This is a genomic window from Halorarum salinum, from assembly GCF_013402875.1.
GTDB classification, from domain to species: domain Archaea; phylum Halobacteriota; class Halobacteria; order Halobacteriales; family Haloferacaceae; genus Halorarum; species Halorarum salinum.
Genome location: NZ_CP058579.1, coordinates 198,094 through 214,584, shown reverse-complemented (window position 1 = coordinate 214,584; position 16,491 = coordinate 198,094). Strand labels below are relative to the sequence as shown.

Here is a 16,491-nt window from a genome sequence, read left to right as displayed (position 1 = left end):
GGAAACGCGGGAACGCGGCCGACCGAGAGCGGGGGGGACGAACGGGGTCGCCCGACCGATGAACCGAAGCATCACGAGCGGCTTCCTCTCGTTCGTCAGCACGAAGGTGGTGTTGCTCCTGCTCGGCATCGCCTCCTCGCCGGTGCTGACGCGCCTGCTCGGCGACGACTACGGCGACTACGCGTTCCTCATGTCGGTGTTCGCCATCTTCATGATATTCGTCAGCTCCGGGGTCACCGACGGCGTCAGGAAGTTCCTCGCCGAGGAGCGCGACGACGCGAAGTGGGCCTCGCACGTCGTCGGGTTCTACTTCCGGATCGCCGCCCTGCTCGCGGCGCTGGGGGCGCTCGTCCTCGCCGGCGCCGCCAGGTTCGGGCTCGTCTCCCCGTTCGTGGCGGGCGCGCGGTTCGAGACGTACTTCTACGTGCTGGCGGTGCTGGTCGTCGCCTCCCAGTTCCGGGAGTACACCCGGCGGACGCTGATGGGGTTCGGGATGGAGTCGCACTCCGAGCCGCTCCGCATCCTGGGGAAGGCGCTGTTCCTCGCGTGCGCGCTGACGCTCGCGTACCTCGACTACGGCGTCGTCGGCGTGCTCGTCGGCCACATCGTCGCGAGTTCGACCGTCGCGCTCGTCGGGTTCTTCCTCGTGGGCCGGCAGGTGTCGCTGCTGTCGGTGTTCACCGTCCCCTCCTACGAGTTCCCGCGACGGGAGATGCTGACGTTCAACGGGCTCAGCATCCTGCTCATCCTGCTGCTCACCTCGCTGTTCCACGTCGACGTCATGATGCTCCGTACGATGGCCGGCCAGGAGCAGACCAAGTTCTACAAGATCGCGCTCACGCTCGCGGAGTTCCTCTGGTTCGTCCCCATCTCGATACAGATGGTGCTGATGCACTCGACCTCGAACCTCTGGGCGAACGAGAACAAGGAGCGCGTGAGTTCCATCTCGACGCGAGTGACGCGGTACACGCTGCTGTTCACCGCGCTGCTGGCCATCGGGCTTGCAGTGCTCTCCTCGGCGGCGATCCCGATTATCTACCCGGACGAGTACATGGCGAGTCGGACGCCGCTGCTCCTGCTGTTGCCCGGCGCGCTCGGGTTCGCGATCGCGCGCCCGCTGCTCGCGATCGGGCAGGGGAAGGGCGACCTCGGGGTGCTCATCCTCGCGACGGGCGCCGCCGCCGGGCTGAACGTCGTGCTCAACTTCGTGCTCATCCGGGAGTTCGGGATGAACGGCGCCGCGGTCGCGACGAGCATCAGTTACGGCTCGATGTTCTTCCTCCACACCTGGGCCGCGCGCCGCCTCGGGTACGACCCGCTCACGGACGCCCGCCTCCTGCGGACGCTGGTCACCATCCTGCTGTCGGTCGGCCCCATCTACTACGTCTCCACGGCCATCGGGAACGACGTCCTCTCGCTCGTCGTCGTTCCGCCGACGGGGCTCCTGATCTACCTCCCGGTCGCGCTGCTGACCGGGGCCCTCGGCGGCGCCGAACTGTTCGACCTCCTCGAGGCGTTCCCCGACCCGATCGGCGGGTGGGCGACCGACGCCCGGATCCGGCTCGACTGGCTGCGGTCCGAGGCCGGACTCGTCGACACCGTCCAGGGGGCGCTGCTCGTCCTCGGTTCGGTGCTCTTCGTCGGCGGACTCGTCCTGGCGGCCGGCGGCATCGGGCTTCCGGGTCTCCCGTCCGACGACGGCGGCGTCGGGCTCCCCGACCTCCCGTCGGACGGCGGGAGCGCCGCGACGCCGACGCCCGGGCCGGAGGGGACGCCGCCGACGGAGTCGCCCGCGACGCCGGGGGACGACTCGACGGACGGTCCGTCGTCGACCCCGACCGACGACCCGACGGACACGCCGACCGGGACGTCCGATCCCCCGGACGACCCGCCGCCGGACCCGACGGACACGCCGACGGCGACGGACGAACCGTCCGATCCCGACCCGCCGGACACCCCCACGGAGACGGACGAACCGTCCGGCCCCGACCCGACGGAGACGCCCACGGACGCTCCGACGGAGACGCCCACGGACGCTCCCGGTTCGACCGAGACGCCGACGACCACTCCCACGGAGTCGCCGACGGCCTCCCCGACCGAGTCGCCGACGGAGACGCCGACGTCGACGGCCACTCCCACGGACTCGTCGACGCCCACCTCGACGGAGACGTCCACCGAAACGGCGACGCCCGCCGAAACGGCGACTCCCACCCCGACCGGGGAGTCGACCAACGGGACGGCCACGTCGGATTCGACCGAGACGACGTCGTCGGAAACCATGTCCACGTCGGACCCGTTACTGCGCGTCGACCTCCCCGTGCTCTCCGACCTGGTCGACGTCCTCTCGTTCTGAGAAGTCGGCACCCTGGTTCGGGCCGACCGCTCGTCCCGCCCACCTCGGCTCGCGACGTGCCCGGAACCGGTCGACCCGTTTCCGGAGACGAGTGATCCATACGGTGAAGGTAGCCTTCCTCACCTCTCGCTGACCCGCTGCTCCCGTAGCGTCGCCCGCCTCCCGGTCGGTCCTCGGGAGCGACCGCTTCCGCCGGACCGCCGTCTCGTCGACCGACCGCCGACCCGCCGTCCCCGCCGCCGGGTCGCTCCCCTGGACCGGTCGTCCTTCCGTCCCGGTCGTTCCGCGGATGGGTTCTCCTTGCCGGGCGGCCGCACTCCCGGAACGGTCGCTACACGGGACAGTCACTCGAGAGAAACGGTCGACGTCGGCGAACGGTCGCTGCCGACACCCGCCCGTCGTCGGACCCGGGAACGGGAACGGACGGACGGGACCTTACGCCGGCGGACGGACGTAGTCGGCCGAGAGGATGGCGTTCCCGTCGGCCGTCTCCTCCAGCCACGCCGTGATGTCGTTGATCCTGAGCTTCAACCGCGGGGGAAGGTCGTGGAGCTCCGGGCGGTTGGGGAACAGTCGCTGATCGTAGTGGTTCCGGTCGTAGTGGCGCGACCGGTCGGGCCAGGAGCCTGTGAACCCGGAGACGAACGGGAGCTTCTTCCGGAGGAAGTTCTGCACCGAGTTCAGCTGTATCGAGTCGAACGGCCGGTCCGGCGGGCGGTGCTCGAGGACGTCCCCGTCGATCCGCCTGATCGCCTCGAGCAGCGTCCGGGAGTTCCGGTGCTCCGGCGGCGTCTTGAGGTGCCAGTCGATGAGCTCCCGGTCGGCCACGATGAACGACTCGAGGTAGTTGTCCGCGAGGTGGTAGCGGAACGGCATCGTCGGCTGGTTCCCGATCCCCACGAGGTCGATGGCGTTGTAGACGGAGTCGTACCGGTTCGACTGCCCCTCCAGCTGTTCGTCGATGGCGTCCTTCACCAGCGCCTCGCCGTCGCCGGCGAAGTCGGCGTCGGGGACGAGGTCACGCTCGGTCGGGATGAACCCGAACTTCTCCCCGACGAGCGTCTCGGCGACGTTCGGGTCGGGGTCGAGCCGGTTCCACGGCAGTTCGTACCCCAGCACGTTCACGCGGTCCGTGGGCAGGAAGTGCCCGCGGAAGAACGTGTCCCAGAGCAGGCCGTGGTAGATGGTGTCCACGTCGATCTGGGTGTCGTAGGCCGCGTGGTGGATGTGGATGGACTCCTTGATGCCGTTGCCGTACCTGATGGCGTCGTCCCCCCGGTTGAGGTAGCGGTCGTCGACGCTCAGCAGGTGGTGGGGGACGCCGTACTGTTCGGACACCTTCCTCGCGACCGCCGTCTCCGCGTCGCTCGAGGAGCCGACGGTGAACGTGGCGTCGAGCGTCGGCATCCCCGCCAGGATGGTCCGGGAGTCGTAGCCGCCGCTGAGCAGGAGCCCCTTTCGGCCGGGGTGTCTGGCCCGGCGGGCGAGCGCCCGTTCGAGCCGCTCGGCCAGCTCCCCCACGTAGTCGAACTCCGTCGGCTCGTACACGAACCGTTCGAGCTCCGCCGTGGAGTCGGAGTGGAGGCAGCCGTCGAAGGGTACCCGGTGGAGGCGCTCGAGCGTGGTCCGGTTTCCGAGGACGATCCCCAGGTAGAGGAACTCGAGCAGCGGCCGGTCGGCCGTCTCCGGCGACTGGATCGTGTCGGCCACCGCCGCGGCGTCGGTCCCGAAGACGCGGCTCCCCGGCGCGTCCGTGAAGTAACACTCCCAGGTCCGGGCCTGGTCGGTGGCGACGAACGCCTCGCCGTCGCGGTCGAGGAACGCGAGGTACGAGCCGTTGAGCTCGGACAGCGCGTCAGTCCCGACCTCCCCGTACCGGCGGAGAAGCCACTCGGCGGGGTCGATTCCCGCGTCCTTCGGGGTGTAGATCTCCCCCCAGAGGACGCAGGTCCCCTCCTCGCCGGCGTAGGCGGTGGATCGACCGGGGATGCCGAGACCGACGTCCCGGATCCCCACGGTCGCCACGTCGCCCTCGAGGACGCGGTCGAACTCCGTCTCCGACCTGTGCCGGCAGAACTCGGAGCGATCCCCGAAGACGCCGAACAGTTCCTTCTTCATCGTGTGTCCGTGGCCTCCCCGGATCGATTCATTCGACCGTGACGCTCTTCGCGAGGTTCCGCGGTTTGTCGATCGATCGGCCGAGTTCGTTCGCGGCGTGGTACGACACCAGCTGGAGCTGTACGTTCGCCAGCAGCCCGGCCCACTGCGGGGCCGTGTCGGGGATGGGAAGGTGCGCGTCGGTCGCGTCGACGGCGGGGTGGCCCTCCTCCGCGACGGCGACGACGTCGGCCCCGCGGGTCTGGGCCTCCTTCGCGTTCTTGAGGGTCTTCTCGTCGTGCTCGCCGGTGAACACGGCGAACACCGGCGTCCTGGGGGTCACCAGGGCGAGCGGCCCGTGTTTCAGCTCCCCGGACGCGAACCCCTCGGCGTGCTCGTAGGTGATCTCCTTGAACTTGAGCGCGGACTCCTTCGCCACCGGGTAGCCGAGCCCCCGGCCGATGAAGAAGTACGCGTCGCTCCCGAGATAGCGGTTCGTGATCCGCTCGGCGTCGGAGCCGTCGAGCATCCGTCCGAGGTCGTCCGGGAGGTCGGCGAGCGCGTCGAGCGCGAGGTCGAGGGGCTCTCCGCGGTCCTCCCCGCCCATGTGCTCGGAGAGGCGGTGGGCGAGCAGCCCCAGCGTGACCGTCTGTGAGGAGAACGTCTTGGTCGCGGCCACGCCGATCTCCGGGCCGGCGTGGATGTACACCGTCTCGTCGGCCGCGCGGGCCGCCGAGGAGCCCATTACGTTCGTCACGGCCAGCACCGTGGCGCCGCCCCGGGACGCACGGCGCATGGCGCCCAGTGTGTCGGCGGTCTCGCCGCTCTGGGTCACGGCGACGACGAGCGTCTCGTCGGTCACCGGGTCCGACCCCATCTGGTACTCGCTCGCACGGTAGGCGCGCGCCCGGACGCCGGCCTCGTTCAACAGCGTGGACCCGTACAGCGCCGCGTGGTAGGACGTGCCGCAGGCGACGAACTGCACCTCACGGAACTCCGAGATCGTCTCCGGCGTGAGGGCGTCGAGGTCGACGCTCCCGCTCTCGGGCGACACCCGGCCCTTGATCGTGTTCGTGAGCGAGGTCGGCTGTGACTCGATCTCCTTCAGCATGTAGTGTTCGTAGCCGCCCTTCCCCGTCTCCTCGGGGTCCCAGTCGACCGTCTCGATCTCGCGTTCGACGTGTTCGCCGTCCATCGTCGTGACCTGCGCCCCGTTCGGCCGGACGGTGACGACGTCGCCGTCCTCGAAGTAGACGACCCTGTCGGTGTACTCCAGGAACGCGGGCACGTCGCTCGCGAGGAAGTACTGGCTCTCGCCGAGGCCGAGCACGAGCGGCGACCCGCGCCGGGCGGCGAACACCGCGTCCTCGTCGTCGAACACCGCGGCGACGGCGTAGCTCCCCTCCAGGTCGCGGAGGGTGGCGACGAAGGCGTCCCGCGGGTCGGTGTTCTCGTCGTAGTGGGCGTCGATGAGGTGGGGGATCACCTCGGTGTCCGTGTCGCTCTCGAACCGAACGCCACGGTTTTCGAGGCGTTCGCGGAGGATCTGGTGGTTCTCGATGATCCCGTTGTGGACGACGGCGACGTCACCGTCCTCGTTCGTGTGCGGGTGCGCGTTCGAATCGGACGGGGGCCCGTGGGTGCTCCAGCGGGTGTGGCCGATGCCGATGTTCCCGCCGAGCTTGGCGCCGTCGACGCGGTCCTTCAGGTCCTCGACCTTGCCGGAGCACTTGAACACGGACAGCCCCGACCCGTTCTGGAGCGCGACCCCGGCGGAGTCGTAGCCCCGGTACTCGAGGTTCTCCAGCCCCGTGAGCACCCGGGGGAAGGCGTCGTCGGCGCCGATCCGGGCGATGATTCCGCACATCTCACGTCCCCTCCACGCCGCGACGCGTCGTCGAGAGCGGGAGCGCGGGTCGGCCGCGGCGGCTCCCGGTGACCTCCGTCGTTCCTCCGATCGGACGGCCGACTGCTGTCCGCTCCGGTTCGGTGTCGTACCCGTTACGGGCGATGTCTGCTATCATGATTTTTGATCGTTCTCCGGACGTCGAATCGCCGGGTGTCGGCGGATTCGCTTCCACGTTCCCCCCGTCGGTCCATTACTATAGGTTGGCTAAGCCGTCGTTCCGCCCGGACCGACCGCCGCACTGACTCCGGGTTCCGGCCTCCGACGCGGGGCCGTCGCTCGGAGGGATGGCCCGTCGTCGCCCGGGCGGCGGGGAGCGTTCGCCCGGACGACGGAACACCGCTTGGTGCACGCGAGGGCTCCGTTGTGGCGGGGTCGACCGTCCCGCCATCGATCCGCTAATCCTCCCCGTGGAAGCGGCGCTCCCGCGTATCGGGACTGTTTCGAGGGGAGATGCGGGGCTCCGCAACGGCGCGAGAGCGTTTATCAACCCGGTAATAACGGTCCGGGGGGTTCCCACTACAGTCGATGCCGAGTGACTCCTCACGCAGGCGACTGCTCAGGCTCACGGGCGCGGCGGCCACCCTGTCTCTGGCGGGGTGTGCGAGCGTCACCGAACAGTTCGCGGACGGCGGCGGGCCGTCCGGCGGGGACGGGACGGACGTCCCCACGGAAGCCGCGTCGGGTTCCGAAACGACGGCCGACGACGTGTCGACGCCGGATGACGGGTCGCCCGACGACTCGGGAGGGGACTCGTGGTCCACCGAGTCGGTCACCATCGACGATCCCGACGTCTCGCTGTCGAACGTTCCCCTGCCGGACGAGAACACACGATACGCGCGCATGGGCGAGGCCGACGCCGACGCGGTCGCGACCGTGTTCGGCAACTGGAAGTGTCCGTACACCCAGGAGTTCGTCCTGAACCAGCTCCCTCAGGTCGTCGACGACTTCGTCAGGTCCGGGGACCTCCAGGTCGAGTTTCGGGCGCTGGCGTACCTGAGCGGGGAACCGTTCCTCGGGGCCGACGCCCCCCGCTCCGCGCGGGCCGGGCTGGCGGTCTGGGACGTCGACCGCGAGTCGTACTGGTCGTACTTCGCGTACGTCTTCACCAACCAGCCGCAGGAGCGGTACGAGTGGGGACAGCCGTCGCTGCTCCGTCGGTTCGCCGAGGAGAGCGGGGTGAACCAGCCCGGTCAGATCGGGGACGTGGCCGACTCGGACGCCTTCTCCAACACGGTTCGGGAGACGACCGGGGCCGCCGACGACGCGGGAATCAGCACCGTTCCCCGCATCGTGACCGACGACCGCGTCACGGCCCCCACGGTCGACTTCGAGGAGACCCTCTCACAGCTGGAGCAGGCTACCGGACTCTGAGCTGAGGTCGCGTCGGAGGGACCGTCGTCCAGCGTCGAACGACTGTAGGAGGGAGGGTCGATCGGCCGCCCTCGAAAACGTCGACCGTAGCGCCGACCCCGTGGCGGGTCGGGTTCTTCCGCGAGCGTCGGACCGACGAACGGCGGTGCCGCCCCGCTCGACGATGCGTCCCGGCCGACGGGTGACCAGCCGTCGGCCGGGAGCCGGGGCGTCGCCGTCAGCACGAGTCCGAGTGGGTGCCCGTCGTCGACCTGTGGGACGCGTCGTCCGTTCGTGGACGGTGGCGAATTACGGCGGCAGGGTTACTGGTCGAGCATGCGCTCGCTCGCGACGTGGATCACCGTCGTAACGGTGAACAGCAGGAGGATGAGCACGCCGACGAGCGAGCCCGACAGCATCGCCAACAGCGGGAGGCCGAGGCTCTTCCCCACGACGATCGCCGCCCCCGCGCCGGCGACGCCGAGGTAGGGGAGCTCCCACGGGAACGACGCCGTCTCCTCCCCGGAGTCGCCCTCGAAGGGGTCGAGGTACGCGTCGAGCTGGTCGGCCCGCGGCGTCCGCTCGACGATCCCCCGGCTCTGGTTGTAGTCGATGATGCCCTCCTCGTCGAGCTTGGGCAGGTGGTTCTGGTAGAGCGGGATGTACACGCGCTGGCGCTCCTTGGACGTGAGCGCCTGCACGGTCGTGTCGTGCTCCCACGCGGACACCTGCTCCGCGATGTCCCCCATCCGGACCTTCCCCTCGCGCCCCTCGAGGTACTTCAGAACCCACCGTCGCCGCTGGTTCTGGAGCACGTGAAAGATCTGGTCCTCCGTGAGCCTCCCCTCGTCCCGGTCTTCTGACTCCACGACGTCCAGGTCGTGGTTGGTCGTCGTGCTTGCAGCGATGGTCATGTTCTGCGACTCGTCCAGACAGGTGTGAGGGTAATAAAATGGGAAACTACTCCCGACCTTTGCGAACCTTTTCGCGCCTTCGTTCCGCTTAACTGGGCAAAGGTCGGCTTACCGGGGGCGCTACCTCCGGTTTCCGGCCGGTTCGCTCCGTCACACGCGTTCCCATACCGCACCTCCATCCCGGACGTTTGCGATCCTTTGTGGACCTTTTCGGTCGGGACAGCACACCGGTTAGCTAGGGAGACACATGCGCACGTCGCCGTTCGCGTAGACGTGCGAACTGCTCCCCGGGCAGATGGCGTCCCGCGGCGGGTTACGGATCCCCGCTCCCTCGCCGATGCGGAAGAACGACCCCCCGTCGGACTGGTACTCGCGGTAGACGGTGGGACCCTGCCCCGCGGCGCGCCCGTTCTCGAGGCGTATCGGATCCGCGTGGGCGGCCTCCGACCGGGTGAACACCGTCTGGTAGGGGTGGTCCGTCCTGACGTGCTCGCCCGCGATGTGCTGCTGATCGTCGGTCATGCCCCCGATGGTCTCGAGCGCGGTCAGTTCGGTGTCGGTGTAGGAGAGGCGCTCGTGCTGGCTCGTGAACACCGGGCTGTCGGGGGTCCCGGGGCTGGACATGATCATCACGCCGGGGAAGACCAGCACGAACGCCAGCAACAGCGGAACGGCGACCCCGCGCGGGACGCTCCGGGCGAGATAGCGGAGGCCGACGGCGCCGAGGACCGCCATCGGGGCGTAGAGGAACGCCTTCCACCGTCCGGGCACGAAGTTCTCGATGCCGAACAGGGGAAGCCCGAGGACGAACACGAGCATGACGACGACCGCGATCCACAGCGTCGTCGTCGCGTGGCTGGCGCGGCGCCGGCGCAGGACCGCGAGCGTCCCCACGACGGTCGCGCCGAGCAGCAGCAGGAACCCGACCGTGTCCACGTACGTCGAGAGCGTGGCGAGGAACTGGGAACCGGGGGCCTCCCCGCCCGCCGCGGCCCCGCCGCCGCCGCTGCTGCTCACGCCGCTGAGGAACCCCGCGGAATCGACCAGCGTGACGTAGAGGTAGCTGAGCACCGTCTCGAGGAACGTCTCACCCTGGTAGGGCGTCAGCGACCACATGAACGTGATGAGCCCCATGTCGAACACCAGGAGGCCGAAGAGGTTGACCGGGTTCGGCCCCGAGGTCGCGAACGGACTCCGGACCCGCGGCTCGCTGACGAAGTCGAAGTGGAGGAGCAGCTGGCCGAGCAGGCCCGCCCCGACGAGCACCAGCATGATGAACGAGGAGATCTGGTGGGTCAGGATGATCGCGACGCTGAAGAACACGAGCAGCAGGAAGTCGCGGGCCGCGTGGTCGGACTGGAGGATCCGGACGAGCACGAACAGCAGGCCGAGGAAGAACACGAGCCCCATGCTCGTCGGGATGATGTGGATGCCCCATCGGATGGCGTGGTCGGCCATCACGTAACTCCCCGCGGCGAAGGCGGCCCACCGCGCCGGAACGAGGAGCCGTGCGGTCCCGTACACCAGTAGCGTGGAGACCGGCATCGCGACCCCGAGCGTGAGATAGAGCGCGTTCCGGATCGAGAGGTCGTAGAAGTCGACCGCGATCGCCGTCAGCAGGTGGTAGAACGGCGAGGCGTAGTACTTGCTGTCCGAGACGGGGGCGAGCGACCCCTGCTGGACGATCGCCTCGACGTAGGTGACGTGCGACCAGACGTCGACGCCGATGAACCCGGGCGCGGTGTAGAGCGCGGCGAACCGGAGCACCGTCCCGAACGCGACGACCTGCGCGAGGACGGCGCCCGGGTGGAGGTCCCGGTCGCGCAGGAGTAGCACCTGCGCGAGCAGCAGGGTCCCCACGATCCCCCCGAGGTCGTAGAACGTGCGGCTCCGCTCGCCCGCGACCGCCGCGACGAGCACCATCCCGCCGAGCGCGAACAGGACGAGACCCGGCCCGACGCGGGCGAACCAGGCGCCGAGGCGGGGGAGCCCGGACTCGGACCGGTTCCCGCGCACCGCGAGGAGATAGAGGACGCAGGCGACGCCCAGGACGATCGGGAGGGTGACGATGTAGATCTGCGAGGAGAGGAACCGGAGCGGGAACAGCAGTACGGCGAGGAGCAGTCCGAGCCCCGCGGCCGCCACGTCGATGCGGACGCGGCGGATCCGTTCGGCCAGGCCGCGATCACGCTCGAACATCGGTCACCCCCCGTCGGCCGGCGGCGCTCCGGTAGACGTCCACGAGGCGCTCCCCCATCCGGTCGAGCCCCAGCACGTCCGGCACGTCGGGTCCGGCGCGGCCGTTCGCGGGCCCGTCGGACTCGAGGGCGGCGGCCAGCCCGTCGACCAGTTCCTCGCGCGACGAGCAGACCGACGAGCCCTCGACGCCGTCGAGCACGTCGGCGACGAACCCGACGTCCGTCGACACGACGGGGACCTCGCAGGCGGCCGCCTCCTTGACGACCATCGGCCCGCTCTCGCGGCGGGAGGTCACGAGCACTGCGTCGCTGGCGTTCATGTACAGCGGGACCTTCCCGTACGGGACCCCGTCCATCGTCTTCAACTCGGCGTCGGTCGGGAGCCGGTCCACGACCGCCTCCGCGAGCGGGTGGTTCTTGATCGTCCGGGAGGGCGGGTACGGGAAGAGGACGACGTCCGCGTCCCGGTCCCAGCCGAGCAGTTCGCGCGCGTCGTCCCGCGGGATCGGGCGGAACAGGTCGGTGTCGACGCCGAAGGGGACGACGTGGTGCTCGCAGTCGAGCCGTTCCGAGACGGCGGCCGAGGGGGCGATGACCGCGTCGCTCCGGCGGGCCGTCCACGCGCTCACGGCGTCGAGCCAGCCGGCCGCGCCCATGATCTCCGACCCCCAGAGGGTGAGGACGACGGGCCGGCGCGGCTGTGCCAGCGCGAGCGGCCCGACGAGCCCGTAGTTGGCGTGGACGACGTCGAACCCGCCCGCCACCTCGGAGAGCAGGCGCCGGTAGAGGTCGCCGTACGCCCGGACGGAGCGGCCGTCGCCCGTCCGGCGCGGGAGCGAGACGGTGGTACAGGAGACGCCCTGCCGTTCGAGCGCCTCGACCTGCTTCTCGAAGAACGGCGACTCCGTCGTCACGAGCTGGAGGACGCGCATCCGGCTCACCTCGTCCCCTCGTGGAGCAGCCGCTCGACGATCACGTCGGTCGTGTCCCGGCGGTCCGCGAGGAGGCGCTCGCGGCGAGCCCCCCAGTCGGCGTCCTCGCGCCCCTCGAGAACGGCGACCGCCTTCTCGAGGCCGGCCTCGTGCCGGTCCGGCCCGTGGAAGGGGTACACCAGCCCGTACTCCGCCAGGTCGTCGGTCAGCCCGGTGTCGTTCTCGTGGACGTAGATGGACGGCGTCCCGAGCACCGCGCTCTCGGCGGTCATCGTCCCGCTCTCGCCGAGGAAGAGGTCCGCGTGGGCCAGCAGGTCGTGCATCCGGTGGGTCGCGACCGTCGCGCGGTACTCCTCCAGCGCGGGCGGGAGCGACTTCTCGGAGGTGATGAGCACGTCCGCGCCGGTCGCCTCCAGGCGCTCGATCGCGTTCCGGAGCCCCTCGACCCCGCCGGCCGCGTCCTCGAAGCCGTCGCCGCCGGCGTTGTGCATCGCGTCCCAGCGCACCAGCCGGAAGACGACGAACGTGTCGTCGGGGTCCACGTCGAGGTCGGCCAGCGCGTCGGGGTCGGGCGTGAACCGATCCGGGTGGAGGTACGCGAGTTCGTGGTAGCCGGGGTAGGCGTACTGCTTCGGGCCGATCCGGTCCCGGTAGCAGGTCGGCGTGCAGATGCGGTCGGCGAACGGGAACGCCAGCCGATTGGAGAGCGTCGCGTGCTCGGTGTCGGTGAAGACGACGCCCCGGGCGCCGACGAGCGTCGCGACGTGCGAGGCGGCGACGCCGCCGATCCCCGTCGCCACGTCCGGCTCGATCCGGCGGGCGGCCCGCCAGAGCCGGTACTCGTAGGTCGCCTGCGCGCGGGGGACCGACCCGCCGGGCGATCGCTCGGCGAGGACGGTGTGGTCCACGCCGTGGGCCTCCAGCAGGTCGACCGTGACGTCCTTGTCCACGGCGAAGACGTGGACGTCGTGGCCGCGCTCGCGGAGTTCCGCGATCGCGTGCCTGTAGAAGTGGACATGAGCGGGGTGCTGGACGCTGACGAGCACGTCCAGCTGCCGGCTCCCCCCGGCCGCGACTGAACTCGCTCCCCCGTGGGCGTCCGAGCGGGAGGCGTTCACGTCAGAGACACTCATAGTGGAACCCGTGTTTCGCGGCCGCGTCGCCGTCGAACTGCCCGGCGACGTCCACGAGCACCGGCTCGTCGTTCAGTTCCGCGGCGACGGCGTCGAGGTCGAGGTCGTCGAACTCGTCGTGGGCGGTCGCGACCACGATCCCGTCGAACCCCTCGAAGCGCCGCTCCGGCTGGATCTCGATGCCGAACGACTCGGCCATCGCGTCGTCGTCCGCGTGCGGATCGTGGCCGGCGACGTCGACGCCGTAGGTGGCGAGCTCCCGGACGACGCCGTCGACCTCGGAGGTCCTGATGTCGCCGACGTTCGGCTTGTATGCGAGCCCGAGGACGAGCAGCCGGCTGTCCTTCAGCACCCGGCCGCTGTCGTTGAGCGCACGAAGCGCCAGCTCCGCGGCGTGTTTGGGCATGTACTCGTTGACCTCGCGGCCCGTCAGGATGAGGTCCGGCGAGTAGCCGGCCCGCTGGGAGCCGTGCGCGAGGTAGAGCGGGTCGACGGGGATGCAGTGGCCGCCGACCAGCCCGGGCCGGTAGTCGTGGAAGTTCCACTTCGACCCGGCCGCGTCGAGCACCTCCTCGCTCTCCAGCCCGAGGTGGTCACAGACGATGGCGAGTTCGTTCACCAGCGCGATGTTGACGTCGCGCTGGACGTTCTCGATCACCTTCGCGGCCTCGGCCGTCTCGATCGAGGGGGCGCGGTAGACGCCGGCGTCGACGACGAGTTCGTACAGCGCCGCCACCTCGGCGAGCGTCGCCTCGGTGTCGCCGCTGACGATCTTCACGACGTCGCGCAGGCCGCGACCCTCCACGCCCGGCGAGAGCCGCTCGGGGGAGTAGCCGAGGTTGAACCCCTCGCCCATCTCCAGCCCGGACGTCTCCTCGATCGTCTCCCCGAGCACCTCGCGGGTCACGCCGGGGTAGACGGTCGACTCGAGCACGACCGTCGTGCCCTCGGACACGTACTCGCCGATCGTCCGCCCCGCCGCCTCGACGAAGTCCAGGTTCGGGTTCTTGGTGTCGTCGACCGGGGTCGGCACGGTGACGACGACGTAGTCGGCCTGGGAGACGTGGGCCGGGTTGGCCGTGAACTCGATCCCGCTCGACTCGACCGCCTCGTCGCCGTGGTCGCCGGTGACGTCCTCGCCCGACGCGAGCGTCTCCACCTTGTCGCGGTCGACGTCGAAGCCGACGACGTCCAGCCCCTCCTCGTCGAACCCGAGGCTCAGGGGGAGGCCGACGTAGCCGAGTCCGACGACACAGACGGTCGCGGACTCGACGGCGGGTCGCAGGGCCTCGGACGTGAGGCTCTCAGACATTGACGCCCACCCCCCGGTAGGCGACGCCGTCGCGGCCACGCAGTTCCGTCAGCGCCTGCCGGCCGTCGACGACGACCAGGTCGCGGTCCTCGGGGCCGAGCGCGGGCACGTCGAGCGACTCGAAGGCGGGCTGGTCGGTGACCAGCACGACGGCGTCGTACGTCCCGTCGCCGACGTCGTCCAGGTCGCGGACCGCCGCGCCGGCGCGCTCGAACGGTTCGCCGTCGTCGGTCACGGGGTCGACGGCGTCCACGTCCGTCCCGGCCGAGGAGAGTTCCTCGACGATCGGGAGCGCGGGCGTCGCGCGGAGTTCGTCCACGCCGGGCCGGTAGGTCAGTCCGAGCACGAGCACCGACGCGTCCGCGGGGTCGACCCCCTCGTTCAGGAGGCCGTCCAGCGCCGCGTTCGCGGTGTAGGCGGGCATCGCCTCGTTCACGTCCCGCGCGGTCTCCATCAGGCGCGAGTCGACGTCGAACTCCTGGATGAGGAAGTGCGGGTAGTACGGGATGCAGTGACCGCCGACGCCGGCGCCGGGCCGGTGGATCTCGCAGAACGGCTGTGTGTTGGCCGCCTCGATGGCCTCCGTCACGTCGACGTCGAGTTCGCCCGCGTGGCGCCCGAGCTCGTTCGCGAGCCCGATGTTCACGTCGCGGTACACCCCCTCGAACACCTTCACTGCCTCGGCGGTCGTCGCGTCCGAGACCCGGATCACGTCGTTGGAGTTGACGTTCCCGTAGATCAGCTCCGCGAGCCGGCCGCTCTCGTCGTCGACGCCGCCGACGATCTTCGGGTAGGCGCCGCGGATGTCCTCGAGCGCCCGCCCGCTGGAGGTCCGCTCCGGGCAGAACGCCAGCCCGAACTCCTCGCGCGGGACGCCGCCCTCGGACTCGAGCAGCGGGAGGAGGGTGTCCCGGCAGGTCCGGGGCGGGAGCGTCGACTCCGCGACGACCATGTCGCCGGGTTCGAGTCCGGCGGCGATCGTCCCGGCCACCTCCGTCACGACCGAGAGGTCCGGTTCGTTCCCCTCGTCGATCAGGGTCGGCACGATGATGACGTGGAGCCGCGCGGCCTCGGCGGCCGCCTCGCCGTCGCCGGTGGCGGTCAGCGCGCCCGCGGCCACCGCCTCGCCGACGGCGTCGTCGAGCCCCGGTTCGCCGGTCACGTGGCTCCCGCCGCGGTTCACGCGCCGAACCACGCCCGGGTCGACGTCGACGCCGGTCACGTTCCCGGTCACCTCCGCGTACACCGTGGCGAGGGGGAGCCCCATCTTCCCCAGTCCGTAGACGGCGACGGGAACCTCGCCGCCGGTGAGGGCCGCGTTCAGTTCGTCCGGCGCGTCGCTCGATCCGTAGACGTGCGGGGCCCCGTCGGCGGCCGTCGACGTCAGGTCCGAGCTCATCGGTCGAGGTTCCCCCCTTCCAGGTCGTCGGGGAGCGGTTCGTGCTCGGCCGGCACGCCGACCGCGAGCGTGTCGGCGGGCACGTCCTCGGTAACGACGGCGCCGGCGGCGACGAACGCGTTCTCGCCGACGGTCACGCCCGGGAGCACCGTCGCGTTCGCCCCGACGGAGGCGCCCTCGTGGATCGTCGGCCCCTCGAGGTCGACGTCCTGCCGGAGCGGGTAGGGGTCGTTCGTCAGCACGGCGTGTGGCCCGAGGAAGACGCCGTCGTGGATCCTCGTCTTCGGCGGGACGTAGACGCCCGTCTGCATGCTCACCTCCGAGCCGATGGTACACCGGCCGTCGACGACCGTCTCCGAGCCGACGAGGACGTCGTCCCCCATGCGGGTGTCCTCGCGGACGACCGCGTTGTGACCCGTCGTGAAGTCGTCGCCGATGTCCACGCCGTCGTAGATGATCGTGCCGGCGCGGACCGTCGCGTTCGCCCCGATCACCGTGTTCTCGCCGTCCCCCTCGTCGGGGTAGCCGACGGTCGCGTCCGCGTCGATCTGGCTGTCGGTTCCGGCGACGTAGCCGGTCATGATGGCCGGGCCGCGGGGCGGGGTCCGTTCGGCCTCCCTGTCCGACCGTGCTGCGGGGCGGCGACGTGCGCGTCCCGCGAGTCGGCTGAGTTCGTCTGTACGTTCATGGATGTGGGTCCTCGCGTGACCCCCGGTCGGGCCGCGAGGCTTGTCGGCCGTCCGTCCCCCACCCCTTTCATTATCGTTCGGGTAAGCGCGCGCTTAGTGGTGTGATAAGCCTCGATACGGCCGTTTCGCGGCTACCGACTCCACGGGGACTCGGCGGATCGGTCGGGTTCGCGGCGGACTCGAGCCCGGTCCAGTCCCTGCGGAC

Annotated in this window: 12 protein-coding genes; 2 read left to right on the top strand and 10 right to left on the bottom strand. The window is 70.3% G+C overall.

Annotation, left to right across the window (positions count from 1 at the left end):
* The first annotated feature begins 58 nt into the window (after positions 1-58).
* Positions 59-2,353 carry an oligosaccharide flippase family protein gene (locus tag HUG12_RS01000; protein WP_179266989.1) on the top strand — a complete coding sequence of 765 codons (2,295 nt, stop codon included), beginning with the start codon at positions 59-61 and terminating at the stop codon, positions 2,351-2,353.
* 435 nt (positions 2,354-2,788) lie between these two features.
* On the opposite strand, the gene HUG12_RS00995 is transcribed toward HUG12_RS01000, so the two are convergent.
* Genes HUG12_RS00995 through HUG12_RS00985 form a run of 3 tightly spaced genes read right to left on the bottom strand, consistent with a single transcriptional unit; the run spans position 2,789 to position 6,474 of the window.
* Entirely contained in the window at positions 2,789-4,471 is a 1,683-nt protein-coding gene (locus HUG12_RS00995) for an asparagine synthase-related protein (RefSeq protein WP_179266988.1), read from the bottom strand.
* A gap of 28 nt (positions 4,472-4,499) precedes the next feature.
* Positions 4,500-6,317 carry a glutamine--fructose-6-phosphate transaminase (isomerizing) gene (gene glmS / locus HUG12_RS00990; protein ID WP_179266987.1) on the bottom strand — a complete coding sequence of 606 codons (1,818 nt, stop codon included), beginning with the start codon at positions 6,315-6,317 and terminating at the stop codon, positions 4,500-4,502.
* A 1-nt stretch (position 6,318) separates the two neighbouring features.
* Positions 6,319-6,474, bottom strand: coding sequence for a hypothetical protein (locus tag HUG12_RS00985; protein ID WP_179266986.1), 156 nt, complete (start codon positions 6,472-6,474; stop codon positions 6,319-6,321).
* Positions 6,475-6,884: 410 nt separating this feature from the next.
* Between HUG12_RS00985 and HUG12_RS00980 the strand changes: the two genes are divergently transcribed.
* Positions 6,885-7,730 carry a DsbA family protein gene (locus HUG12_RS00980; protein ID WP_179266985.1) on the top strand — a complete coding sequence of 282 codons (846 nt, stop codon included), beginning with the start codon at positions 6,885-6,887 and terminating at the stop codon, positions 7,728-7,730.
* A 302-nt stretch (positions 7,731-8,032) separates the two neighbouring features.
* On the opposite strand, the gene HUG12_RS00975 is transcribed toward HUG12_RS00980, so the two are convergent.
* The 7 genes from HUG12_RS00975 to HUG12_RS00945 form a co-directional block, all read right to left on the bottom strand.
* Positions 8,033-8,623 carry a DUF7344 domain-containing protein gene (locus tag HUG12_RS00975; RefSeq protein WP_179266984.1) on the bottom strand — a complete coding sequence of 197 codons (591 nt, stop codon included), beginning with the start codon at positions 8,621-8,623 and terminating at the stop codon, positions 8,033-8,035.
* A 231-nt stretch (positions 8,624-8,854) separates the two neighbouring features.
* On the bottom strand, positions 8,855-10,822 hold the full coding sequence (locus tag HUG12_RS00970) for a hypothetical protein (protein WP_179266983.1): 1,968 nt from the start codon (positions 10,820-10,822) through the stop codon (positions 8,855-8,857).
* Positions 10,809-11,753 (bottom strand): glycosyltransferase, encoded by a 945-nt coding sequence (locus HUG12_RS00965; RefSeq protein WP_179266982.1) that lies wholly within the window; start codon positions 11,751-11,753, stop codon positions 10,809-10,811. Before HUG12_RS00965 ends, HUG12_RS00970 begins: the two co-directional genes overlap by 14 nt.
* Before the next feature lie 5 nt (positions 11,754-11,758).
* Positions 11,759-12,805, bottom strand: a complete 1,047-nt coding sequence (locus HUG12_RS00960) for a DUF354 domain-containing protein (protein ID WP_179270524.1) — start codon at positions 12,803-12,805, stop codon at positions 11,759-11,761.
* A gap of 67 nt (positions 12,806-12,872) precedes the next feature.
* Positions 12,873-14,198: a nucleotide sugar dehydrogenase gene (locus HUG12_RS00955; protein WP_179266981.1), complete on the bottom strand. Its 1,326-nt coding sequence runs from the start codon at positions 14,196-14,198 to the stop codon at positions 12,873-12,875.
* Positions 14,191-15,597 (bottom strand): nucleotide sugar dehydrogenase, encoded by a 1,407-nt coding sequence (locus tag HUG12_RS00950; protein ID WP_179266980.1) that lies wholly within the window; start codon positions 15,595-15,597, stop codon positions 14,191-14,193. Before HUG12_RS00950 ends, HUG12_RS00955 begins: the two co-directional genes overlap by 8 nt.
* Entirely contained in the window at positions 15,594-16,178 is a 585-nt protein-coding gene (locus HUG12_RS00945) for an acyltransferase (protein WP_179266979.1), read from the bottom strand. The genes HUG12_RS00950 and HUG12_RS00945 overlap by 4 nt, the downstream gene beginning before the upstream one ends.
* Positions 16,179-16,491 lie beyond the last annotated feature (313 nt).